Genomic DNA, 23,156 nt, shown 5'->3' with positions numbered 1-23,156 from the left:
CTCATTATTAGCACTTCTTTGATGGGGTATAGTATGACTTCGACACCATCAGTAGAAGCAAAAGATAAGGCTGATTTAAATATTGAGACACATTCGAATAGTGAAAATACGCTAGAAAAACGCATTCAAGAAGGTAAAGAGAAAATTGATAAATTAAAAAACATCAAAGATAGTCAGAAAGATGCTTCTATTAAAGAAATTACAAAAGCTAAAAGCATAGAAGAAGTTGAAGCAATATTGAAGAAAGCAAAAAAAGTTGATAATAAAACCATTGAACAGAATAAAGTGCAGAGTCGTTTAATTGAAAATGACAAAAAGGAAGTATCTGAAGATAAGAAAAGTGTGAAAAGTGAGTTAGATAGTAAAAAATATATAGCTTCTTCTGTTAAAGAAAAGTCTAACCATATTAAAGAACAAGATAGTATTGACTTGTTCGATCAAGAAGGCCTGCAAGATAATACGTTTGATGCTAATTTAAATCAAAGAGATACAAAGCAAGATATATCTCATTTAGTTGATATGGGTAAACTAAATGAAGAAAGTAAAGATATAGCAGATATGAATGATAGTGAAGAAAATAAAAATACAACTTCAGAAAATGACAAAAGCGCTGTTAAAGAAAACAACCAAGACGGTTTAGCATTTAAAGATACATCTAATACTGAGAGTAATCAAATGCAACAATCAGACGAAATTAAAAAAGACATCGATAAAGTTACGACAAACCATTCAAAAGTAAAAGATAATTTAGATTATTATGTCGAAAATAAAGAAAATAATTTAAAGATATTGGATTCAAAGCTTTCTGAACGAGACTCAATATCTGCTAAAAACAAAGAAAAATTGAAAAAAGAAATAGAAAAAACGCAACAAAGTCTAAAGAAACAAAATGACGTTGTATTAAATCATTTACAATCTGTAAATAATAAAGAACAAGCTGTAAAAGATATTGTTAGTGGTACTTTTGATGAAAAGAGTGCACAATCTATTTTAGAACGTATAGATACAAAAGGTAAAACAGATCAACAAATCGCGAGTCAAGTTGTTAGTGAGTTAGATAACTTATCTACTACTACGAGTGATGATATTTTAAAATCTATGTTTGATAAAACATCTGATAAGCAAGACCTTATTAAAACGATACTATTAACTAAATTTGATCATATAGATACATCAAAAATCGTTGGTGAAATAATGCGTAAAAATCCGAGTAACGAACAAATTGTAGCTTTAATCAAACATCATTTTGGGGACAATGTTACAAGCGATGATATTTTAGAAAATATATTGGACCAATCTCATGATAAACGTAAAGCTTTAGAAACAATGCTAGCTACGAAATTAAATGATGCTAAAGCTAAAGCGCTTGCTGACGTTATTGCCAAAAAAGAAGATTCTAAGCATAACTTATTAAATCTAATGAAATCGGGAATTAATAATGAGTTGAATGATTTATTAAAGGCTGATAAAGATATAAGTAAATTTAAAGATGATATGCATGGTTTGTTTGAACCATTAAAATATACGCCAAGTTTATCAAATAAATTTGATGGGAGTTTGTTAGACAGAGATGAACAGATGCGAAAATTAAGTGGAAATTCAAAATTACTTGGTACACCAAGTCTATTTGACGATTTATTCAATAGAAATAGTATATTAGATGGAATTAAGGATATATCTAATCCTTCGCCTGGGCGTGCTTTATCTCTAGGTGATTCCTCGGGTAGCTTTTTAAGTGGTTTATTTGACAATAATGGTGATTTTTCTTTACCTGATACAGGAACAGTAGTAAAAAAATCAACGATTCCATTAGGGATTCTACTTTTCATTATAGGTGGTGGATTAATATGGTTCACCAAACGAAATAAATCGAAAAATTGTAAATATTAAATTATAACGTATTTAGTACGAGTTAATTCATATAGTATATTTAAAATGCTCCATTCAAAGTTCCACTTACTAGTGTTCACTTTGAATGGAGCATTTGTATTTTGAATGATTAAAAGTTAAATTAAACACTTTAATAAATAAAATAAAGGGAATATTTAAATTTACTAGTTATTACCTGTAATGTAACTCAATTCAGTTGCAGCATCTGCATCAATTGTTCTATAAGAAACGATACCAAGTCCTTTAATGTTTGCTTCTGATATAACGATAGAACCATCATCGTTAACTTTTTCTACAAAAGCTACATGACCGTAGATCTGGTCTGCTCCTTGTTGACCTGCCTCAAATACAACGGCAGTGTGAGATTTTGGTGTTGAAGAAACAGCATAATCTTTTCTTTCTGCTCGATTATTCCAGTTTCGTGCGTCGCCTAAATCACCACTCACATATTTGTCGAACTGTGCCATGCGATTATAAACATACCATGTACATTGCCCATGAGGATAAGGAGAGTCATTTGTTGTTTCTGAAAATGGTTTGAAAGCTGAATCATAATCATCGTTGTTCGCTTTGTAGTTATCTAAATCAGGCATTTTTTTATTATCAAACTGTGTTAAGTCATAGTGGTTGATAATACTATTTAATTTGTCCGCGTATTGTGAATCAGTCGCGTATGTGGTAGCCAAATGCATTGTTGCTGAACGGTAACTATAAGCTTCACTTTTCCATGTTGGTTTATAAATGTCCTGATTACCATCGATGCCCTGTTTGATTAAATTGGCATAATCTTCCAATGATTCTTTTTTGCTTGGATAGCTACGGAAGTTTGCTGGAATTTGGAACGTATGGTTGCCATTATCTTCGAGTGTATTAAATGTAGCCGACTGACCTTCATAAGCTCCTTTTATTCCAAATAAATTGAAATGTGGTGAACTAGCAAGATCGCTAGTGCCTGAGTCAGATTCTAATATGGCTTGGGCAATCATAACAGATGCATAAATATCTTCATCTTGACCTATGTCGTGAGCGTCTTGTGCAACTGTTTTAATAAAATCTCGTGTATTTTTACTTTCAGTAATTGTTATATCGTTAGAATTGTTATTATCATCCGATAAATTTGGCAATTGTTGGAAAGTTGCAGTAGATCTGATGTTTGATTGGTTTATGTCGTTTTCAAATGATTGAGCGGGCTTTTCTTTTTTAGCTAATTGTGATTCAGAAGGTAATTGAGGGTTAGCATTTGTATTCGATGCCTGTTTCTCAGAATTATTTTCCTTACTTTTACTATTTCCATTTGATAAATCATCTTTTTTAGCATCATATTGTTTTTTGTTATTTTTAGCATCTTCACTATACTCGTCTAAAATTGCATCTAATACTTTATCGTCAGATTTTGTATCTGATTTATCAGCATTTTCGTTATCACTGTTGGCATTATCGTTTTCAGTAGCAAGTGTGTCATTATCTTTGTTGTCTAAATCATCAGCATCATTATTTGCTTCTTCATAAGATTGATCTTGTTGGGAGGATTGTTTTGACTCACCATCATCTTTTTTTTGATTTTTATCAACTGGAAGTTTGTTTGATTCAGATTTATTATCTATATCATCGTTCTCTGACTTCTCAGATGACTGTACATCATCAATGTCATCTTGGAGTGAACCCTTATCACTATTTTTTTCTAAATTGTTAGTATTTGATTCGTCACTATCATCCGAATTTGTCGTTTTTGGATTTATTTGATCTATAGATGTATCATCATTTTTACTCTCATTCTTCTCGTTTTGTACATTGTTATTCTCTATAGTAGAAGTTTGTTTCACTTTATTATTAGAAAACAGTTGATTTAATAATTCAGATAGCCCATCCTTGTCACTCTTAAAAGGTTCTGGCTTGAAAACATTCAAACTATCATAAGACGATGAATCATTAAATGAATTTTCAAATGAACTCGGTATTTTTTCGTTGGATGATTCATTATCAGAAGTTTTGTGTCTTTTATTATTAATATCTTCTGTAGTCCTTTCATCTTTTGTACTATTTAACTTACTCTTACGGTCACTATTTTCCTTTTCATCATTTCCATTTTTTGATGAATGTGATTGCTTAGCTTGCTCCTCATCTTTTTCCTTATACACGTCATTTGATTCAGAATTTGTGGCACTTTTTTCTAAAGATTCGGCACTAACATCGTTGATAGAAAATGATGGAATAAGTAAAGATGTTGAAAGTAAAAAGACTAATAATTTTTGTTGCTTCATGAAAATACCTCTTTTCTAAAATAGATTACTTTGCTATGTACAAACTATGGTTTGTCTTGGTACACTATAGACAGACTTGGACTTAGTTGATACTTATCAACCATGAAACGGATAGTCTTTGCTAATGGTTTCAGTATATCAACTTATATGAAATTAACAAATAGTAATTTTAAATTATGTGAAAAAATCAATAGATACAGTTTTAGAGGTGTATAAATGAAGAACGCAATAAAATTATTTATAATGGATTTGAAAAAGATTGTTAAGACGCCTGCTGTTTTAGTGATTTTAGGAGGTTTAGCACTTCTTCCTTCTTTTTATGCTTGGTTTAACTTAGAAGCGACATGGGATCCATACGGTAATACTAAAAATATTAAAGTAGCTGTTGTAAATGAGGATAAGGGAGATAAAGTTAAAGATAAAAATGTGAACGTGGGCAATAAAATTACCAATAAACTAAAGAAAGATGATAACTTTGATTGGCAATTTGTAAGTCGAAAAAAAGCCGATCATGATTTGAAGATGGGCGATTATTACGCAGCCATTTACATACCAGAGAAGTTTACGCACCAAATTACCGGCACACTTCGAAAAAAACCACAGCAAGCAGACGTAGAATACAAAGTGAATCAAAAACTTAATGCGATTGCGCCTAAAATGACAAATGCAGGGACTAGTGCCATTGTTCAAAAAGCAAATGAACAATTTAATGAGACAGTAACAAAAGCATTATTAGATGAAGCAAATCGACTTGGCGTGAAACTTGAGGAAGAAATTCCAACCATAAATAAAATTGAAGATGCAGTATCTAAAGCTAATGATTCTATACCCAAAATTAATGATTTTGCTGATAAAATAATATATTTAGATGAAAATCAGGATGAAATTGACAATTATGCTGATGAATTTAGAGGGTTAGGAAATCATAAAAGTGAAGTTATAGATGCTGCAGATAAATTAAACCAAGTTAATGCGGCCATTCCGACATTAAATGAGCGAGCTAAATTGATATTGGCATTAAATGACTACATGCCAAATATTGAAAATGCCTTGAATGTTGCATCTAATGATGTACCAGAAGCTTTTCCAAAAATTAATCGTGGTGTAGACCTTGCAAGCGCAGGGGTTGACGCAGGGTTACAAGGCCTGAATGAAGCGCAAGGATATTTACCTGCAGTGCAACAGCGTGTCGAAGGCTATCAAGAAGTCGTTGATAATGCACAAGAAGCAAATCAAAATGCTAATAATCGATTACAAGAAAATGTTGAAACTGAGCAGCAAAGTTCTAAAGGGTCAGATAGTTATTCAAATATTAAAACTTCGCAAATAAGTAATGGTAATAGCGACAATGCTGAGAATAATCAAAATGGAACAGCAATAAGTAGTGAAGATGTAAGCGCAATGGAATCTTCACTATCAAAATCATTATTATCTTTATCCAATTATACCGACAAACAAGCGGAAAGTAGTCAAGAAGATATTAATGCGCTAAAAAATGTCACTTACGGTATTATATCTACAGATAAGCCAAAAGATTTCAAAGAAACTTTAGATAATATTAAATCTAGACTTGAAGTAACAAGTAAGTCCAATCAAAAGTTTATAGATATATTATCAGAGCTTGAAGATAGAGAAAAGGTAGATCTTTCTGATGAGATTAAGGAATTAGAATCAGCAAATAATAGAATTAATAATTTAATTAAGACACAAAATCAACTTAGTGAAGCACTTTCGAATGGAAGTTCTGGTAAAGAAGAAGCAGTAGAATTACTTAAAGAAATTCCACGCGTGAATAGTAGCTTAGATGATTTAAGAAACTATATTAAGTCAGAACTAAACCAAAAATTATTAGATGTATCTAATGATGTGATGTCATTATTAGATGACGGCGATATAAAACTATCAACTGTTCAATCGAAATTAAACACAATTGATCAAGTTATAAATTCAGGAGAAAGTATTTTAACTACTGGTAAGGATAGAATTGAGACGATTCAAAGTGCACTACCAGTCATTGAGCAAAGATATATGGATGCAATGTCTATTGCTCAAAATTATTATCCACAATTTAAACAAAGTGTTTCTAACGCAGCATCATTTATTGAAAATGACTTGCCAGGTTTAGAACAACAGTTATCTGATACAACAGCAACTGTGAACAATACAATACCTACACTGTTTAATCGGTATGATAATTTGGTAGATATTTTAGATACAAATCAACCACGTGCAAAAGAAAGCTTGCACAATTTGGCAGATTTTGCACGTAATCAATTACCAGATGTTGAAAAAGATCTGGCTAAAGCGAACAAACTATTTGACGAGATTGAAGACGACGATGCAGTGGATAAAATGGTAGACTTATTGAAAAATGATTTGAAAAAACAAGCTAATGTAATCGCAAATCCAATTAATATAGATCAAAAAGACATATTTCCTGTTAAAGACTACGGTTCAGCAAGCACACCATTTTACACAGCATTAGCAATATGGGTAGGAGCTTTATTACTAGTAAGTTTATTAACGACAGATAATAAACATAAATCATTAGAGCCACATCTAACGACAAGAGAAATTTATCTAGGAAAGAGTGGGTTGTTTTATACGTTGGGTATTATCCAAGCACTCATCGTATCGATTGGAGATGTAGTGATACTGAAAGCGCAAGTTGAATCTGTTGTATGGTTTATTGCTATAGCAGTATTCTCATCACTTGTATTTATTTCAATTGTATATACTTTAGTGTCATTGTTAGGAAATCCAGGGAAAGCAATTGCAATCATCTTCCTTGTACTACAAATAGCAGGTGGTGGAGGAACCTTCCCTATCCAAGTTACACCAGAGTTCTTCCAAGTCATTCACCCTTATTTACCTTTCTCTTATTCAATAGATGCTTTAAGAGAAGCAGTTGGAGGACCTGTACCTGAAATTTTAACTAAAAAATTAGTGATCCTTTCATTATTTGGTATAGGATTTTTATTAATTGGTGTTATCTTTAAACCAATTACTGATCCACTGATGAGAAAAGCAACTGAAAAAGCTGAAGAAAGTGATGTAATGGAATAAATGATAGTTTAGTAAGGAAGGTTAATATGGAGCATAAAGAGGGAAACTTAGAAATAATGATTAACCAATTCTATGATGCTACAGCGAATATTAATAAATCAATTACTAACATGGTTAAAGAATTGGAACCAGGTCGCTACTTATCTTATGAACAAATAGAAACAATGCATTTTATTCACCATAATGAAAAAATATCGATTAACGACTTAGCAAATAAGCAATGTATTTATAAGACAGCTATATCAAAACGTGTTAAGAAGTTAGAATACAAAGGTTATGTGCAACGAGTTTATTCTAATGATAAACGTATTAAATTAGTTAGTTTGACGCATAATGGAGAACGCTTATTAAAAGAAATAAAAAACAACTTAACAAAAGAAATAAAATTACTTTTATTAAGCTGTTTTGTTAGAGAAGATTTTGAAAAATTTATGTATCAGCTCATGAATTTTGAAAACACATTTTTAAAAAAGTACTACTAGAGTAAATTAATTTAGATATTTGAAAAATGAAATTTCAATGTTTATTTGTCACTTTACTTGGTATATGAGTATGATTTCACTTAATATTTGAAGTCGCTTCTTTAGTAACTAAATTTAATAAAAAGGCATAATAATTTCTAATAACGATTACTTATGTTAATACCTATGATTATTACTTTTAATTGTATCTAGAAAGTCAATGCTCTAACTACAAATTGAAGAAACTAGTTTATCAAGATTTAATTCTATTTCATTCAATTTACCACCTACTTTAGGGGGAACTACTGGTTAGACAGTTCTTTCAATAATTTAAATGAGCTCTTAGATTGGAACAAATCTTTAAATGAAGGTGCTATTAATTTTCCATCTTTTGGACCTGATAAAGAAAGAGGGAAAGCTTATCGTGATAGTGGTCTGTTTGATAATGATAAAAAATTAAAAGCATATACAAAAGAAGAATTAGATTTGTTTTTGTATCAGGAGCCAATAAAATTAAAAAAACCACCTGAAGAATGGCGGAAATCAGCAAAATATGTGGGACTTATACCTAGGTTTAGAAGAATATTCTTGGGAGATAAAGAATTTAACAAAAAACGTTATGCTAAACATCTTAACAATGTTGTGGAAAATAAAATTTGTCCAACTTGTAACGGTCAACGTTTAAATTCGAAAATTTTGAGTTGTAAAATTATGGGGAAAAATATTTCAGATTTCACACAAATGACTGTAAAAGAAAATTTAGCATTTCTTAATAAATTAAATAATTCAACAGCCCAGTTTATTATTGAACCACTCCGAAAACAATTAGAAGCACTTGATTATATAGGATTAAGTTATTTAACTCTTGACCGTGTAACCACTTCTTTATCAGGTGGAGAAGCACAACGGCTTAAATTAATACGACATTTAAATAGTTCGCTATCTGATTTGGTTTATATCATTGATGAACCAAGTGTTGGTTTACATCCAGAGGATATTGCAAAAATAAATGAAATTTTGAAATCTTTAAAACATAAAGGTAATACAGTATTAATTGTAGAACATGATCCTGATGTAATTAAAGAAGCAGATTATATTATTGATATGGGGCCAAGTTCAGGGGCGCAAGGTGGAGAGATAACGTTTAAGGGAACATACAAAGAATTATTGTCTTCAGATACATCTACTGGGGAAGCACTACGTATCAAACATCACTTAAAAAATGAGATACGTGAAGCAAAGAGTTTTTATCATCTTGGACCAGTGACCCAAAACAATTTGAATAATGTGACAGTTGATATACCCAAGCATGTTTTGACAGTATTAACTGGAGTAGCAGGTTCTGGGAAAAGTTCACTTGTTAAGGCAGGTTTTGCAAAAAATGATAATGCAGTATTTATGGATCAAAAAGCGATACAAGGTTCCGATCGGTCTAATTTACTAACTTATTTAGGTGTTTTTGATAGAGTCAGAAATTTTTTCAGCAAAGAAACTGGATTAAATAAATCTATGTTTAGTTATAATTCGAAAGGAGCTTGTCCCAATTGTGGTGGTAAAGGTTATATTGAAACAGAACTTGCATTTATGGGTGAATTTTCACAAACATGTGAAGTGTGTCACGGTAAACGTTATAAGCCAGAAGTGTTGAATCAACTATAGATGGCTATTCCATTGCTGATTTCCTTGAATTGACTGTTGACGAAGGTATAAGATTTTTTGATAAAGAAAATGAAATTCAGTCTAAGTTACAAGCTATAAGTAAAACTGGATTAAATTACGTAACCCTTGGCCAACCTCTATCTACATTATCAGGTGGTGAAATTCAACGCGTTAAATTAGGCCAATATTGGTTCTGTTGCAAAGTTGAATTTATAGTATAATTTTAACAAAAAGGAGTCTTCTGTATGAACTATTTCAGATATAAACAATTTAACAAGGATGTTATCACTGTAGCCGTTGGCTACTATCTAAGATATGCATTGAGTTATCGTGATATATCTGAAATATTAAGGGAACGTGGTGTAAACGTTCATCATTCAACGGTCTACCGTTGGGTTCAAGAATATGCCCCAATTTTATATCAAATTTGGAAGAAAAAGCATAAAAAAGCTTATTACAAATGGCGTATTGATGAGACGTACATCAAAATAAAAGGAAAATGGAGTTATTTATATCGTGCCATTGATGCAGAGGGACATACATTAGATATTTGGTTGCGTAAGCAACGAGATAATCATTCAGCATATGCGTTTATCAAACGTCTCATTAAACAATTTGGTAAACCTCAAAAGATAATTACAGATCAGGCACCTTCAACGAAGGTAGCAATGGCTAAAGTAATTAAAGCTTTTAAACTTAAACCTGACTGTCATTGTACATCGAAATATCTGAATAACCTCATTGAGCAAGATCACCGTCATATTAAAGTAAGAAAGACAAGGTATCAAAGTATCAATACAGCAAAGAATACTTTAAAAGGTATTGAATGTATTTACGCTCTATATAAAAAGAACCGCAGGTCTCTTCAGATCTACGGATTTTCGCCATGCCACGAAATTAGCATCATGCTAGCAAGTTAAGCGAACACTGACATGATAAATTAGTGGTTAGCTATATTTTTTTACTTTGCAACAGAACCTATTAAAATTACTTGTTAACGGAAATAAAATTTATGAAATTTAAGATATATATGCTAGTGATAATACGTATTTAATACCAAATAAATATTATCTAACTTCGGAGACTATAGAATTTTTAAACCAATCAGATTCTTTATACACATATAATGACCAAAAATATTATAAAGTTCATATAAATGAATCACAGAGCATTGTAGCCATACCGATTGTTAAAAAATATTTTGATAGAGAGAATGCAATACTAATACCTTTTGAAGTTGAAGAAGACTTGAATACTACCATAAATAAAATTGCTAATGGTAGAGGTGGACTTGAACATCAGACAATAGACGATCAATTAGGAACTTTGAATAATTGTATAGAATATCTATTGAAAAAAGAAGGTAAGTTCAAAGAGATATCGCCTAATTTATTTTACGGTTTTATTGATAATACAGATGTTATGCAGTATAGAAAAGACACACATATATTTAGACATGCTAGCAATGAATCCTTAGACGAAAAAAGTAAATGGAGTAATGATAAAAAGCGATTTTATATCAGATTAGGTATTATACTGATCACAGCAATATATGATGATATTTATTGGTTTTAGAAAATTGAATAGGAGAAGTTTTATGAAACAAAATTCAGAAATAAAAAACAAAGTTATTTTGCGTGTAATAGCTATTATTATGCTAATTGCTACATTTATAGTCAATAAATTACCAATTGAATTTCACGAAAAGGTTATAGGATCTGTGATCTGTATAATATTGATGTTTATAGTTCTATATTTGAGCAATTTATTTTCATTTAATAGAATAGATATAAAAACATATGAAACTATGAAGCAGGATTTAAATAAAATTGGCAGAACATTAAATAATATACAAGAAAATGACAGTAATGTAAGTAAAGTAGAAGTCTATGAATTTTATAACTTTTCTCAATATTATTATCAAAAAAGGGCGGTAGTAGGTTTTTCTAACATATGGGCAAAAAGAAAATTAAAATCTTTGTGTATATCATTGGCAGAGCTAGGGGATTTTATTGATAATAATCATATAGATAATGCAGGCGGATTAACTATGAGGATTAGATTTACAGGTAGTATTTCAGGTATATATGATCGTAGTAAACATGATACAGAAGAAGAAAATGAAAGAAAATATATTGAGTTATTTAAAACAACTTTAAAGCGCTATATAGATTTTAAAAGTTATTGTGAAAAAAGATTATAACTAAATCAAAAACAATCGTTTTTGATACAAAACCTCTTAATTCAAATTTAAGAGTGTCACTTTGCTTGATATATGAGAATGATTTTACTTAATAAATGAGAAAAGGAATACAAATATTTAATTGTATTCCTTTTCTCATTTAGATTAAACTCTTCCATATTCTTTACCATATTCTTCCATCATATCTATAATAGGCATGAGTGCTTGACCTTTATTAGTTAAGCTATATACAACTTTAGGTGGCACTTCTGCGTAAACAGTTCTATTAATAATCCCATCACTTTCTAATTCTTTTAACTGTTTCGTTAAAGAACCTTGAGATATACTTGTTAAAAATTTCTTTATTTCTCCAAATCTACGTCCTTTCTCCTTTAAATACCATAAAATTAAATTTTTATATCTCCCGGATAAAACATTTTGTGTGTATGCTATGCCATGCATGTCTCTATGTTCCTCAATAAATGATTCATCAAATCCATAATTACATATTTTAACCATATAAACACCTCCAAATCACAATAGTACGAATTTTAATACTATGTCATTATTTATTACCTACTTCTCAAATGAGTGTAATAGTTTTAATATACTATATATCAAAACTTTTAGAAATGAAAGAAGGATAATTTATGAATGAAAGAAGGATAATTTATGAATGAAACAATAAAATTATTAAAACAACATAGTTCTATAAGAAATTTTGAAAATAAAGCGATCCCTGAAGAACAGGTTAATGAAATATTTAAAGCTGCAAATCAAACGTCTTCTTTTAGTTTGTTACAAGCTGTATCTATTATTCGCGTGACTGATAGTTCCTTACGCAAAAAAATAATGGAACTCAGTGGTAATCAAAATTATATTGAAGAAGCTTCAGAGTTTTGGATATTTTGTTCAGATTTCAATCGTAATCATAAAATAGCTCCTAATGTAGATGTAACATATGCAGAGTTCTTGCAAATAGGAGCAGTCGACGTTGGATTAATGGCTCAAAACACATTAACTGCAGCTGAATCATTAGGATTAGGCGGCGTTTTTATTGGTGGGATAAGATTAAATATAGAAGAAGTGACAGCTTTACTTGATTTACCAGAATATGTTATTCCATTGACGGGATTATGTATTGGTTATTCAGCTGGTGAAAAACCTCAATCAAAGCCAAGATTACCTAAAAAAATAGTAATGCATGACAATAATTATAATGCTTTCAATATAGAAGATATTGAAGATTACGATGAAGAAATGAAAAATTATTACGAAAATAGACCTATAATAGCACCTTTTACTGTAAAAAAAGTAAAAGGGTGGAGTGAACATATAGAGGAGCATTTACAACGAAGCATTCAACCTAATATGTTGGAATATTTAAATAAACAAGGATATGCCAAAAGATAATAATGAAAAGATGAATATTTAAATATGATATGATAATTTTAAAAATAAAACGCACACAACCTTTATAAAAACAGACTAAACAAGTAATACAAAATCATATAAATTCTTCATCTTCTTTATGATATTTCTAATATATTGTTTTAACGATATATTCATAGAACTAACTTAGGGAATTAATACAATTACTATATTTGAAAGGAGATTATAATGAAAACAAGGCACATGAGTATCGGAATTGCTATGTCAGACTTCTATGGTAATCATAAAAATGCTTGGCGTTCTGAGCAAACAGACCCATTAGCATACATTAACATTGAAGAACAAATTAAATATGCAAAAATTGCGGAAAATGGAGGTCTTGATTATATTTTTATGCCAGATAGAGTTTTTTTACACACTGGTTTTACGGGTATTATTAATTTTCCAATTGATCCTATTGTCCAAATTTCGGCAATTGCTGCTCACACAAAGCATATTGGATTAATCCCAACATTGTCTACTTCCTTTAACGAACCTTACACAATAGCTCGACAGCTTCGAGCGTTAGATCTAATCAGTGGAGGTAGAGTGGGATGGCAAGTCGTTCCTAGTTTTGAACCTGAAGCATTTGCTAATTATGGCCAAAATGTACCTAAAAGTAGCGATAAATATGGACGACTTCATGAGGTAATTCAGATTACACAAGCTTTATGGGGAAGTTGGAAAAAAGAAGCAGGAGAGCCTAATCAAAATACAGGCGTATTCTTAAATAGTGAGTATATCCAGCCAATTAATTTACAGGGAAAATACGTAGGGGCTCGTGGTCCTTTGCAAGCACCACCTTCACCACAAGGACAACCAATTTTAGTAATGCCTGCAGCTAGCAATTCAGGAATTAAGCCAGCTGGTATGTATGCTGATACAATCATTGGAATGCCAAATACTATAGAAGAGTCTGTTCATTTACGTGAAATTTTCCGTTCAGCAGCACAAGAAGCCGGAAGAAATGCGGATGATATTAAATTCATGGTTTTTTTCACGTTTGGAATAGGTAAAACACATCGAGAAGCATTAAATCGTAGACGCGAAATGGAAAGTTCCGAAGATTTTCCTGAACGCTTGAGACATCTCTCAATGCTCTTAGGTGTTCCGATTTCTGAAACAGATATAGATGAACCATTAACCTCTATTCATCTCAGCAATCTAAGACAAAATCCTCAGTTTAGTAAATCTGCTCAAGCGATTCGACTCGCTAAAGAAGGTTATTCACCACTAGATATTATTGCTCATGGTGTTCTAGATAATACGCCAGGTGTGGTAGGAACTGCTGAAGATGTAGCAGATTATTTACAAGAATGGTTTGAATCAGAGGCAGCCGATAGTTTTGCTTTAGCTGCCGATCGACTTAGTGATGCTTTATCTGATTTTGTAGATCAAGTCATTCCTATTTTACAAAAGCGTGGCTTCCGTCCAGAAGGTTACATGGGTAACACACTCCGAGAAAATATGAATATAGATTATCAGATAGGCGTTGATCCACGTATTTTAAATGAAACAGAATAAATTAAGGTATCATTGCAAGTCACACAATATGTCAGGCAGAAGTAGATACTGTTTGAAACCTATATGAAATTAGATTCAGAGCTCATTTACGTTGTTATAGATCCTAAATATTAATTGGTGAAAGGAAATGGATATTGTGGTACATGTGAATATATTAAAGAGTACAATTAAGAGTAGAATCTATGGTTATGAAGTTTTGGGGCATGCTGATTACGACGATTACGGCTATGACATTGTATGTGCTAGTATATCAACATTAATTTTTACAGCTATTAATAGCTTAGAAAGCGTTGCAAAGTATAAAGAAAGTGAATTAAATATTAAAATGGCAGAGAATGGTTATATGTCTTTCTCTTTGCTTATTAATGATAACGATCCAAGATTAAATATTGCCAATATTATATTAGAAACGACTTTTATAGGGTTGAATTCTATTGAAGAAGAATATGGACAGTATATAAATATAAAAACAGTAATTAATAATATTTAAAGTATTTCTAATTTGAGTGTACAGAAAACATTCGTTTTTGACACAAAACTTCTTAACTATAAATTAAGAGGTTTTTCTTAGATATTAAAGTCTATAAACTTGTGTTATAATCAATGTATCATAAATATCAAAAAATACGAGTTTTTAGACGATGAGAGACGTGTTTATTTGCATCGAGAACTAGATTTCATTAGTAAGTACCCATAAAACGATAAAAAGAGGAGGTATTCAAATGGCTAAAATTGGTTATGCGCGTGTATCAACACAAAATCAAAGTCTTGATGGACAGATTGATACACTTGAAGAATATGGTTGTGAACGTATATTTAGCGAGAAAGCGAGTGGTCGTAAAACTAAAAGAACGGAACTTGATAAGTGTTTAGACTATTTACGTGAAGGAGACATCCTAGTTATCTATAAACTAGATCGCCTTGGACGTACAACAAAACAGTTAATTGAATTATCGCAATGGTTGGATAAAAACGGCATTGATTTACACATTATTGATATGAATGTATCAACTAAAGATGCGATGGGCAAAATGTTCTTTACAATGATGAGTGCATTCGCTGAACTTGAAGCTAATTTATTAAGTGAACGAACTAAAAAAGGGTTAGAAGCAGCAAGAGCAAGAGGGCGAAAAGGTGGCCGACCATCATTACCAGATCACAAAAAGCGTGAGATTAAATTCTTATATAACGAACAGAAGCTTACAGGTGAAGAGATTGCTGAACAAACAGGCGTAAGTCGCTCTACAGTATATAGGGTGATTAAGGATTAAATTCGATGAAAAAATATATTATTTAAGGCTCTTATAGATATATCTAAATCATTTATAAAAGCGTCTTCTGCAAAATCTATAATATCCCATTCTAAAGTTGCGTCTTGCCAATTTTTACTTTTTGAATAAGCGAGTACTTTTTGTTGCAACTTTAGAAATTTATTTTCCAAAATAACATTCCCTATCAATATTGTATGTGTTTCTAATCAAGTATACTTTTTATCGATTCCGATTAAAATGCTTTTTAATATAAAAGGCTTCAATAAAAAAGGTATTGTAGTGTTATAAGTGGAGGATCCTTTATATTCGCTATGTTTTTCTGGTTATGGATTATTAGACTTACTTAACTCGTCAATTCAAAGTTCATAGCAAGATATGTTATGTATTGAATTGGGGTATTAATATATAAAGGGGGCTAAAAATGGATGTACAAGGTTTATATACTGACCTAAATAATCATATAAATTATCTTACTAACATTGATTGCAAGGATACATGGGATAATGAAGAAATGTTGAGCATACAAGGAGATATAGCCTATAAATTAGACCAAATAGTTCAAAATTATGATAGCTTAAGTAAAGAAGATGCAAGGAGTTTATTAAGTGAAATTGCTTTAGTAAATCGTTTATTGGCAGATTCTTAATGAATAGTATATTCACTTTCAGTTCCTATAATTTTTTATTAGTAAACCACCTTTTCGGTCGAAATGTTGTTATATCAACGTTTTAACGACTAATCGAAAAGGTGGTTTTATTCATGAAATATACATCGTTGATTTGACGGGCTTTTGAGCGTTAACTGTGGTTAGCGTTTTGTATTTTTATTCAAGGAATTTCATCATTAATCAAAACACTACCTAATATAATAATAAAGTCTGTTTTTTTAATATATGTCTTTTTATTAATAAAAAGACACCTATTACCAAAGATTTAGGATTTATTTAATAAAATATGTATAAAAATATAAAAAACCAGCCGAATTAACGGCTGTTCCATATCTATTATGTTTGCATTTATAATTTTATAAAAACACCTCTAATTTTAATGAAGTTTTAACCCTAAATAACTTGGGTAATTTTAAATAGGCTTTTAATTTATCAAATTTCTTTTTATAAACCCAAAGTTATTCTTTTCAACCGTTTTTAATTAAACGGTTGTTTTTTATATAATTAACTATATTTTAATAAATTATAAGGGTGATACTATGATAAATATTATTTCAGCAATTGGTTCTTTAGGTACGTTTATTATGGCTATATTTTATTTCATTTCTGTATCTATACAGCTTTATCAAATGAAAATTAGCTTTATCCCTGCGCTAGGATTCAATCAAACTTTATTGGAATTAAATAATGATAATGAACTAATAATGAATAATATAAAAACGGATAATACAAAGCATGAAGATTATTTGAAATTGTATAATTTAGGAGGAGGAGCTGCAAGAAAAATTAAAATAGAAGTTATATTAAATGAGGATCAAACTATACAAGAAAAATTTATTAACATGTTACCAAGTGGTGAAAGTTATTATTTGCCTGTTAATAAAGAGGTATTTGATGAATTTGAGCAAACTATTCAAAATAACGGATATGAAACAAACTTACGTATTAAATTAACTTATTATCATAATATTAGTAGGAAGCCTAAAGAAGTAATGCTTCATGCAAAAATAGATGCATTTAACACTTATAGTGACAAAAGTATTTATGAGTTACAATTTACAGAAAGGTAATGATTATTATAAAATATTTTTTGTATTGATGTTTATATTTTATATAAATAGGTTATATGGCATGATAGATAGGTGTACTATCTCAACGTTAATTAATATTTTCATTCTCTAACGATAATAATTTTTTTGTTTTTTGACCATGCTTTTGGGAGAGCGTGGTTATTTTTATTACTCACCATATTTTAGTTTCTTCTTTTGAACTTTTATGTTCATCGTAATTAAATTTTAACATATCCCTAATTCCATATTCCTTGAAAATTTATCTTTTAACATAGCTTTTTTAACATAGCTTTAGTTATATGTTTTTTAATATTATTTATAATGGATTGATAAACATATAATGCTTTTTCAAAATCTGTAGTATTCATAATTATGACCTTTAGCCTTTTTTATTATTAATTCAACTCTTCGACACTGCTATCTAATTTTATTGTCCAAAATATCTTTAGTTAGCTTAGTATGTTCAACGCCTCCAACATTACCGTATCTACAGCTATTTCTACCTCATGTTCTTTCCCTTCATCATTTTTATACGTCTCAATTGAGTTTTTGAGATTGTTATATTTAAAAACCTTATGAAAAGAAACTTTATTAAATGAAAAACTATGACGGTTTATAAATAATGATTCACATAATCGATGATTCTTAGAAAACATATTAAAAAGGACCCCTTGTTGAATATGGAGTCCTTTAATCATTTCAAAATCAAATATTGCCTTAATATAGAAAATATTATGGGTTAAATGAATATTAGTAATACTAATATTTGTTGCAAAAAACATTTAATTAAAGGTAATTCTTGATTAATAATTCATTTTATGACGAACTTTGCGCTTACTTAACCTAAAATGTTAAAACTACTCTGTTATTAGAAGAAACATATTCATAATAATGATTATAATTATCTTCACAATAATTTAAATTTCTGTAAATCACATCATATTAGGAGTTGGCATAATATTTTGATTATTTTCATTTTCTGGAATATTAGCAACTACTGCTTCTGTTGTAAGGAACAGAGATGCTATGCTTGCCGCATGTTGTAAAGCTGAACGTGTTACTTTTGTCGGGTCTACAATACCTTCTTCAATCATATTAACCCATTCTCCTGTTGCTGCATTATAGCCAATACCTGGAGCTTTATTTTTAAGTTTTTCAACAATTACTGATCCTTCAACCCCAGCGTTTTCTGCAATTTGTCTCATTGGTGCTTCTAAAGATTTTAAAACAATATTTATACCAGTAGATTTATCACCTACTGCATCAATATCTTTTACTTTATTATATATGTTAAGTAATGCTGTTCCGCCTCCAGCAACAATACCTTCTTCAACAGCTGCTCGTGTTGAATTTAAGGCGTCTTCAATTCGTAATTTTCTTTCCTTTAATTCTGTCTCTGATGCAGCGCCTACCTTAATAACAGCTACGCCACCAGCTAACTTGGCTAGTCTTTCTTGCAGTTTTTCTTTATCAAAATCAGATGTTGATTCTTCTATTTGATTTTTAATTTGTTGTATACGATCATTCAATTTTCCTTTGTTACCATGACCATCTACAATAGTTGTGTTATTTTTAGTAACTTCAACTTTATTAGCCGATCCTAGCATATCAATTGTTGCATCTTTAAGTGTTAGTCCCAAATCTTCGGTAATGTATGACCCACCTGTTAACACGGCAAGGTCTTCTAACATTGCTTTTCGTCTATCTCCAAATCCAGGAGCTTTAACAGCTACTGCAGTAAATGTACCTCTCATTTGATTTATAACTAAGTTTGTTAGTGCATCACCTTCCACTTCTTCAGAAATAATTAATAGCGATTTGCTTTCTTGAGCTACCTGTTCAATAATCGGCAATATATCTTTAAAAGAATTAATTTTTTTATCTGTTATTAAAATGTATGGATTGTCTAATTCAGCCGTCATTTTATCTGAATCAGTAACCATATATGGAGATTGATAGCCGTTATCAAATTGCATACCTTCTACTACTTCTAATTCTGTTTTAAAACTGTTAGATTCTTCTACTGAGATTACGCCATTATGACCTACTTTATCCATAGCTTCAGAAATATATTCACCAATTTCTTCATCTGCAGCTGAAATTGTTCCTACTTGTGCGATTTCAGATTTATTTTTTACACTATGAGAAATTTCTTTTAATGAATCAACCGCAACGTTTACAGCTTTATTAATACCTTCTCGTACTCCTACAGGATTAGCACCACTAGACACATTTTTAAGGCCTTCTTTAATCATAGCGTGTGCAAGAACAGTTGCGGTAGTAGTACCATCACCAGCAACTTCATTTGTTTTATTAGCAACTTCTTGTACTAACTTAGCTCCCATATTTTCATAAGAATCTTCAAGTTCGATTTCTTTAGCTATAGTAACTCCGTCATTTGTAATAAGTGGTGAGTTATTCTTTTTATCTAATACAACATTACGTCCCTTAGGCCCCATTGTAACCCTTACTGCATTGCTTAATTTATTAACTCCATTTAACATAGATTGTCTTGCATCTTCTGAAAATTTTAGTGATTTAGCCATTACAAATAATACCTCCTAAAATTATTTTGATATATTAAATTAGAAATAACTGTTTATTCAATAATTGCTAAAACATCATTTTCACTGATTACTAAAAAAGATTCATCATTGTAATCAACCTTAGTACCAGCATAATTTTTATAAATAACATAGTCTCCTACATTTACTTCTGGCTTTTTTCGACTTCCATCATTTAATAGGAAACCTGGGCCAATAGCGATAACCTCTCCTTCATAATTATTTTCTTGTGCGGAATCGGTTAATACTATTCCACTTTTTGTTGTTTCTTCATTTTCTTTTTGTTTAATAATAATTTGGTTGTTTAATGGTTTAAGCATATTTTGCCCTCCTTAAAAAATAATGTTAGCACTCTAACTACCTAAGTGCTAACATTATTTTAATCAAATTTAGTCAAATTTTCAATAATTATTGACAAAAAAAACATAAAATGTTAGTAATAATTATAGAGTTATCCTATGATAATTTTAGAGGAGTTGATATATTATGTTTAAAGAAAAACTTGTATATTATTCTCCAAAGTATTTAAAAAATAATATTATTTCTAAAAATAAAAATCATATGAATAACACAGCTTACAACGACCCTTTCATTGAATTTTCATTTCATTACGATTGGAAATCTTATAATGATTCACTTAATATAAGTAAATATATAAACACTATAAACAAAGAAAAATAATTGATTATCATAAGATAACTCGAAATAAAAGCATGGAGTAGCGTTAAAAATTACTGTGTTGGTGATTTGTCGCCTCTAATTTCAAGTAATGGGAGAACTTAAATTGAATAGAACAAACCAAAAGGCTATAACTTTTAAATTAACAAACGAAGAATACAAAAAAATCCAAGACTTATCAGCGTATTGTCATATGTCTCCGACTGAATATGCTAGGCATCAAGCACTCGGAAACCAAATAAAGCCCACGATATTACATCAAGAAACTAATGTTGATAAAGGGGTTAATTTTATTTCGGAGGATAAATATGAGAAACAAGTGTCCTATTCAAAAAAACTCAAGCGCGCTTATAATCAAGCAACGAATGAACTTGAGTCAGAACGACTTAAAATCAATACCATGAATCGTTTACTTCCATATGTACAATCCGATGGATCAATTGATACTAACGAATACCAAAAAGATAGAACCTTGATTTGTAATCTAAAGCAATTAGGTTATTGATAACTCGTATTATTAATTTCACCTTCTCAAAACATATTAATTATAATGCTTATCCATGCTTAAAGCCCCACCTATATTAGGTGGGGCTTTCTTTAATGAACGTTTATACTTTGGACCACGTCTTCTCCTGGCATTAATTTAGGTAACCTCACTTCTAAAATACCGTTTTTATATTCAGCGTATATCTTTGGAACGTTAACATTATAAAAAGTAAATTGTTCAAATAGAGGGACTTTCTTTTCCTCTAAATAATCATATTTCTCTCCTCGAATGGTTAATATATTATTAAAAAATTTTAAGTTCAAAAGGTTTTTAGACGAATTAGGAATTTTAGCTTTCAAAATGTATTGATCATGTTCTTCTTTAACATCACTATCGATAGAAACATTAAAAATTTCAGTTGCTAATTTTTCTTGGAAGTTTTTAAAGTAATGATTAAAAGTTTCTAAATTAAATGCTTTATTTGACATAATAATCATCCTCCCTAAAAAAGTAAATTTAATGTTGACAAAATAATAATAACATGGTATATAGTAATTGTAAATTATCATATGGTAATCAAAGATACGTGTTTAAATCTTTGTAGGAGTGTGATAATTATGATTTTAAACCAAGTAGTTCAACAATTAAAACATGGTAAATTACCTAATTTAGAAGATAATAATTATTTTGATTTATTCAAAAATATGAATTTTGAAAACTATAATAAATTAAAAAATTCGCTAGATCATAAAAAAACTAGAGTTAGCTAGAATATATCATATAGCATTCTGATTACCATATGATATAACATTTTTTTGAGGAGGCGATGTCCTTAATTTAATTTTTGTATCTTGTTATTAACATTTAAAATATTTGAAAAATTAAGCATTAAAAATTAGAGGGGGATTCATTATGAGTAATTTATTACCAAATAATAACTTTTTTGATTTATCACCTTCAAAATTTTTTGAAAACTTTGCAAAACCAATTTTTCCTAATTTTCCTAATACAGATATCAAAGAAACCTCTTCAGAATATATCCTTGATATTGATTTACCTGGCATCGCAAAAGAAAATATTAATTTAGATTATCACGGTGACACTTTATATGTAGAAGCTAAACAATCGGATGAAAACAATGAAACTGATCAAGAAGGAAATATCATTAGCCAAGAAAGAAATACAGCATATATAAATCGAACATATACCTTACCCAATGTAGATGAAAACAATATTAGCGCAAAATATACGAATGGTGTATTACATTTAAATTTGAAAAAAAATGAACAACATGTAAAATCTACTAAGCGTATAGAAATTGAATAAATACCAATTGGATGACCTCCTGTGACTAAAAGGCAGTCATTCTATAATTTAGAATGACTGTCTTTTTAATTTATAAATAGTTAAGTTATTTTTTGAATCATACTTTTAAAAAAACATTGTGTTAAAAATTAAACAAAGAGATATAAATCACATGAAAAGATTATTATTTATTTTTAGCCATGGACTATAGTTATTTAGGAAAGAATACTAAAAAGAAAAATAGAATGTAAATTATCGTGTAGTTAATTATTAGCTAATTAATTGTTTTCCTTCTGTATTTATCTCTAATTTGTGGAACACATTATTAATCACTAAACAAAATCGATAATTGATATGTATTCAGATAATATCAATCCAGTTTTAGTCATATATTTTTCAATTTATATTTCACGATTTCAATTTTGCATTCTTCTCCACTATGGTGTTATAATACCTTTAACGAAGATTATATGCATATATGCACCAATCCCCTCACTATTTGCGGTAGTGAGGGGATTTTTTGATGCGGCTTAACGTCGCCTTCTATTTATTGCGTTTACTACTAAGCCAGTAAGTAAAATACGCAACTGCACAGCCACTAATGACTGGTGCAATGATGTGAACGAAGATCATAAGCATA

At 30.1% G+C, this 23,156-nt stretch carries 23 protein-coding genes and 1 pseudogene; 17 read left to right on the top strand and 7 right to left on the bottom strand.

The window, feature by feature from the left end; translation table 11 throughout:
* Positions 1–33 precede the first annotated feature (33 nt).
* Positions 34–1,890, top strand: coding sequence for a hypothetical protein (locus tag ACF91D_RS25755; protein WP_259338872.1), 1,857 nt, complete (start codon positions 34–36; stop codon positions 1,888–1,890).
* A 164-nt stretch (positions 1,891–2,054) separates the two neighbouring features.
* Here ACF91D_RS25755 and ACF91D_RS25750 read toward each other — a convergent pair whose 3' ends face one another.
* Positions 2,055–4,151, bottom strand: coding sequence for an amidase domain-containing protein (locus ACF91D_RS25750; RefSeq protein WP_107548801.1), 2,097 nt, complete (start codon positions 4,149–4,151; stop codon positions 2,055–2,057).
* A 216-nt stretch (positions 4,152–4,367) separates the two neighbouring features.
* Here ACF91D_RS25750 and ACF91D_RS25745 point away from each other — a divergent pair, with 216 nt between their 5' ends.
* The 6 genes and pseudogenes from ACF91D_RS25745 to ACF91D_RS25720 all read left to right on the top strand — a co-directional run bounded on the left by ACF91D_RS25745 (position 4,368) and on the right by ACF91D_RS25720 (position 11,540).
* The gene (locus tag ACF91D_RS25745; protein ID WP_327621105.1) at positions 4,368–7,217 is read left to right on the top strand and encodes a YhgE/Pip domain-containing protein; all 2,850 of its coding nucleotides are present in this window, start codon (positions 4,368–4,370) and stop codon (positions 7,215–7,217) included.
* Between the two features lie 26 nt (positions 7,218–7,243).
* The gene (locus tag ACF91D_RS25740) at positions 7,244–7,699 is read left to right on the top strand and encodes a MarR family winged helix-turn-helix transcriptional regulator (RefSeq protein ID WP_069792840.1); all 456 of its coding nucleotides are present in this window, start codon (positions 7,244–7,246) and stop codon (positions 7,697–7,699) included.
* 252 nt (positions 7,700–7,951) lie between these two features.
* Positions 7,952–9,525: pseudogene (locus tag ACF91D_RS25735) on the top strand (ATP-binding cassette domain-containing protein); the annotation flags it as partial.
* Between the two features lie 57 nt (positions 9,526–9,582).
* A complete protein-coding gene (locus tag ACF91D_RS25730; RefSeq protein WP_392437951.1) occupies positions 9,583–10,257 on the top strand; it encodes an IS6-like element IS257 family transposase in 675 nt (224 codons plus the stop codon).
* 328 nt (positions 10,258–10,585) lie between these two features.
* Positions 10,586–10,912, top strand: coding sequence for a hypothetical protein (locus ACF91D_RS25725; RefSeq protein WP_392437949.1), 327 nt, complete (start codon positions 10,586–10,588; stop codon positions 10,910–10,912).
* Between the two features lie 22 nt (positions 10,913–10,934).
* Entirely contained in the window at positions 10,935–11,540 is a 606-nt protein-coding gene (locus tag ACF91D_RS25720; RefSeq protein ID WP_392437948.1) for a hypothetical protein, read from the top strand.
* 144 nt (positions 11,541–11,684) lie between these two features.
* On the opposite strand, the gene ACF91D_RS25715 is transcribed toward ACF91D_RS25720, so the two are convergent.
* Positions 11,685–12,038 (bottom strand): winged helix-turn-helix transcriptional regulator, encoded by a 354-nt coding sequence (locus tag ACF91D_RS25715; RefSeq protein ID WP_021339554.1) that lies wholly within the window; start codon positions 12,036–12,038, stop codon positions 11,685–11,687.
* A 153-nt stretch (positions 12,039–12,191) separates the two neighbouring features.
* Here ACF91D_RS25715 and nfsA point away from each other — a divergent pair, with 153 nt between their 5' ends.
* The 4 genes from nfsA (at position 12,192) to ACF91D_RS25695 (ending at position 15,745) form a co-directional block, all read left to right on the top strand.
* Complete coding sequence (gene nfsA / locus ACF91D_RS25710) at positions 12,192–12,932, top strand: oxygen-insensitive NADPH nitroreductase (RefSeq protein WP_021339555.1); 741 nt, start codon at positions 12,192–12,194, stop codon at positions 12,930–12,932.
* A 207-nt stretch (positions 12,933–13,139) separates the two neighbouring features.
* Complete coding sequence (locus ACF91D_RS25705) at positions 13,140–14,474, top strand: NtaA/DmoA family FMN-dependent monooxygenase (protein WP_392437945.1); 1,335 nt, start codon at positions 13,140–13,142, stop codon at positions 14,472–14,474.
* Positions 14,475–14,601: 127 nt separating this feature from the next.
* A complete protein-coding gene (locus ACF91D_RS25700) occupies positions 14,602–14,964 on the top strand; it encodes a ribosomal-processing cysteine protease Prp (protein ID WP_021339557.1) in 363 nt (120 codons plus the stop codon).
* A 232-nt stretch (positions 14,965–15,196) separates the two neighbouring features.
* Positions 15,197–15,745 (top strand): recombinase family protein, encoded by a 549-nt coding sequence (locus ACF91D_RS25695; protein ID WP_107360281.1) that lies wholly within the window; start codon positions 15,197–15,199, stop codon positions 15,743–15,745.
* On the opposite strand, the gene ACF91D_RS25690 is transcribed toward ACF91D_RS25695, so the two are convergent.
* Complete coding sequence (locus ACF91D_RS25690) at positions 15,742–15,915, bottom strand: hypothetical protein (protein WP_182475320.1); 174 nt, start codon at positions 15,913–15,915, stop codon at positions 15,742–15,744. The genes ACF91D_RS25695 and ACF91D_RS25690 overlap by 4 nt on opposite strands.
* Before the next feature lie 251 nt (positions 15,916–16,166).
* Between ACF91D_RS25690 and ACF91D_RS25685 the strand changes: the two genes are divergently transcribed.
* Together ACF91D_RS25685 and ACF91D_RS25680 are read left to right on the top strand one after the other, a co-directional pair.
* Positions 16,167–16,391 carry a hypothetical protein gene (locus ACF91D_RS25685; RefSeq protein WP_107360280.1) on the top strand — a complete coding sequence of 75 codons (225 nt, stop codon included), beginning with the start codon at positions 16,167–16,169 and terminating at the stop codon, positions 16,389–16,391.
* A gap of 560 nt (positions 16,392–16,951) precedes the next feature.
* Complete coding sequence (locus ACF91D_RS25680; protein WP_119609944.1) at positions 16,952–17,482, top strand: hypothetical protein; 531 nt, start codon at positions 16,952–16,954, stop codon at positions 17,480–17,482.
* A gap of 932 nt (positions 17,483–18,414) precedes the next feature.
* Here the strand turns inward: ACF91D_RS25680 and groL are convergent.
* Both groL and ACF91D_RS25670 read right to left on the bottom strand, forming a co-directional pair.
* Positions 18,415–20,028: a chaperonin GroEL gene (groL, locus tag ACF91D_RS25675; RefSeq protein WP_119609946.1), complete on the bottom strand. Its 1,614-nt coding sequence runs from the start codon at positions 20,026–20,028 to the stop codon at positions 18,415–18,417.
* Positions 20,029–20,081: 53 nt separating this feature from the next.
* Entirely contained in the window at positions 20,082–20,366 is a 285-nt protein-coding gene (locus ACF91D_RS25670) for a co-chaperone GroES (RefSeq protein ID WP_107365971.1), read from the bottom strand.
* Between the two features lie 166 nt (positions 20,367–20,532).
* Here ACF91D_RS25670 and ACF91D_RS25665 point away from each other — a divergent pair, with 166 nt between their 5' ends.
* Together ACF91D_RS25665 and ACF91D_RS25660 are read left to right on the top strand one after the other, a co-directional pair.
* Positions 20,533–20,727 carry a hypothetical protein gene (locus ACF91D_RS25665; protein ID WP_107360276.1) on the top strand — a complete coding sequence of 65 codons (195 nt, stop codon included), beginning with the start codon at positions 20,533–20,535 and terminating at the stop codon, positions 20,725–20,727.
* Positions 20,728–20,830: 103 nt separating this feature from the next.
* Positions 20,831–21,229 carry a plasmid mobilization protein gene (locus ACF91D_RS25660; RefSeq protein ID WP_107360275.1) on the top strand — a complete coding sequence of 133 codons (399 nt, stop codon included), beginning with the start codon at positions 20,831–20,833 and terminating at the stop codon, positions 21,227–21,229.
* A gap of 92 nt (positions 21,230–21,321) precedes the next feature.
* Here ACF91D_RS25660 and ACF91D_RS25655 read toward each other — a convergent pair whose 3' ends face one another.
* Positions 21,322–21,699, bottom strand: a complete 378-nt coding sequence (locus ACF91D_RS25655) for an Hsp20/alpha crystallin family protein (RefSeq protein ID WP_157947239.1) — start codon at positions 21,697–21,699, stop codon at positions 21,322–21,324.
* A gap of 129 nt (positions 21,700–21,828) precedes the next feature.
* Between ACF91D_RS25655 and ACF91D_RS25650 the strand changes: the two genes are divergently transcribed.
* Entirely contained in the window at positions 21,829–21,981 is a 153-nt protein-coding gene (locus ACF91D_RS25650; protein WP_157947238.1) for a hypothetical protein, read from the top strand.
* Positions 21,982–22,123: 142 nt separating this feature from the next.
* Positions 22,124–22,537: an Hsp20/alpha crystallin family protein gene (locus ACF91D_RS25645; RefSeq protein ID WP_107545142.1), complete on the top strand. Its 414-nt coding sequence runs from the start codon at positions 22,124–22,126 to the stop codon at positions 22,535–22,537.
* A gap of 522 nt (positions 22,538–23,059) precedes the next feature.
* On the opposite strand, the gene ACF91D_RS25640 is transcribed toward ACF91D_RS25645, so the two are convergent.
* Complete coding sequence (locus ACF91D_RS25640) at positions 23,060–23,155, bottom strand: type I toxin-antitoxin system Fst family toxin (RefSeq protein WP_002441941.1); 96 nt, start codon at positions 23,153–23,155, stop codon at positions 23,060–23,062.
* Position 23,156: the final 1 nt, after the last annotated feature.

Source organism: Staphylococcus sp. 231237_7MaSpsaltlick (assembly GCF_043107035.1).
This window is presented reverse-complemented; position numbering and strand designations above follow the sequence as displayed.

Coding starts and splice junctions, on each gene's coding strand:
- ACF91D_RS25730 (WP_392437951.1), top strand. CDS start 9,583: ATGAACTATTTCAGATATAAACAATTTAACAAGGATGTTATCACTGTA.
- ACF91D_RS25670 (WP_107365971.1), bottom strand. CDS start 20,366: ATGCTTAAACCATTAAACAACCAAATTATTATTAAACAAAAAGAAAAT.
- ACF91D_RS25750 (WP_107548801.1), bottom strand. CDS start 4,151: ATGAAGCAACAAAAATTATTAGTCTTTTTACTTTCAACATCTTTACTT.
- ACF91D_RS25755 (WP_259338872.1), top strand. CDS start 34: ATGACTTCGACACCATCAGTAGAAGCAAAAGATAAGGCTGATTTAAAT.
- ACF91D_RS25705 (WP_392437945.1), top strand. CDS start 13,140: ATGAAAACAAGGCACATGAGTATCGGAATTGCTATGTCAGACTTCTAT.
- ACF91D_RS25685 (WP_107360280.1), top strand. CDS start 16,167: ATGGATGTACAAGGTTTATATACTGACCTAAATAATCATATAAATTAT.
- ACF91D_RS25665 (WP_107360276.1), top strand. CDS start 20,533: ATGTTTAAAGAAAAACTTGTATATTATTCTCCAAAGTATTTAAAAAAT.
- ACF91D_RS25650 (WP_157947238.1), top strand. CDS start 21,829: ATGATTTTAAACCAAGTAGTTCAACAATTAAAACATGGTAAATTACCT.
- nfsA (WP_021339555.1), top strand. CDS start 12,192: ATGAATGAAACAATAAAATTATTAAAACAACATAGTTCTATAAGAAAT.
- groL (WP_119609946.1), bottom strand. CDS start 20,028: ATGGCTAAATCACTAAAATTTTCAGAAGATGCAAGACAATCTATGTTA.
- ACF91D_RS25715 (WP_021339554.1), bottom strand. CDS start 12,038: ATGGTTAAAATATGTAATTATGGATTTGATGAATCATTTATTGAGGAA.
- ACF91D_RS25680 (WP_119609944.1), top strand. CDS start 16,952: ATGATAAATATTATTTCAGCAATTGGTTCTTTAGGTACGTTTATTATG.
- ACF91D_RS25720 (WP_392437948.1), top strand. CDS start 10,935: ATGAAACAAAATTCAGAAATAAAAAACAAAGTTATTTTGCGTGTAATA.
- ACF91D_RS25745 (WP_327621105.1), top strand. CDS start 4,368: ATGAAGAACGCAATAAAATTATTTATAATGGATTTGAAAAAGATTGTT.
- ACF91D_RS25695 (WP_107360281.1), top strand. CDS start 15,197: ATGGCTAAAATTGGTTATGCGCGTGTATCAACACAAAATCAAAGTCTT.
- ACF91D_RS25645 (WP_107545142.1), top strand. CDS start 22,124: ATGAGTAATTTATTACCAAATAATAACTTTTTTGATTTATCACCTTCA.
- ACF91D_RS25655 (WP_157947239.1), bottom strand. CDS start 21,699: ATGTCAAATAAAGCATTTAATTTAGAAACTTTTAATCATTACTTTAAA.
- ACF91D_RS25740 (WP_069792840.1), top strand. CDS start 7,244: ATGGAGCATAAAGAGGGAAACTTAGAAATAATGATTAACCAATTCTAT.
- ACF91D_RS25700 (WP_021339557.1), top strand. CDS start 14,602: ATGGATATTGTGGTACATGTGAATATATTAAAGAGTACAATTAAGAGT.
- ACF91D_RS25640 (WP_002441941.1), bottom strand. CDS start 23,155: ATGCTTATGATCTTCGTTCACATCATTGCACCAGTCATTAGTGGCTGT.